1 protein-coding gene is annotated in these 238 nt (G+C 74.4%); it reads right to left on the bottom strand.

What is annotated here, in order from left to right; genetic code table 11:
• Positions 1-238 (bottom strand): AMP-binding protein (locus KVT39_RS37350; RefSeq protein ID WP_217591522.1); only part of this gene is annotated, 238 nt, incomplete at both ends.

A 238-nucleotide genomic window follows, 5' to 3' on the forward strand; every position in this document is an offset into this window, starting at 1 on the left:
CGCAGGCGCGGCGCCGGACGGGAACGGCGGCGGCGCCGCCCCGCCGATACTGGCGCCGATCGCGAGCGGCGCGAGCCAGCACTCATGAGCGGCATCGAAATTGACCGACGCGAAATGCAGCAGGCGGTCGCCTGCGACGACCGGCAGCGCGGCCGCGAGCGCGACGCAATGCGCGGCGAGCGGCCCGTGTGCGACGACGACCGCCTTCGGCGTGCCGGTCGAGCCCGACGTATAGATC

It is taken from the genome of Burkholderia sp. GbtcB21 (assembly GCF_019091065.1).
GTDB classification, from domain to species: domain Bacteria; phylum Pseudomonadota; class Gammaproteobacteria; order Burkholderiales; family Burkholderiaceae; genus Burkholderia; species Burkholderia pyrrocinia_C.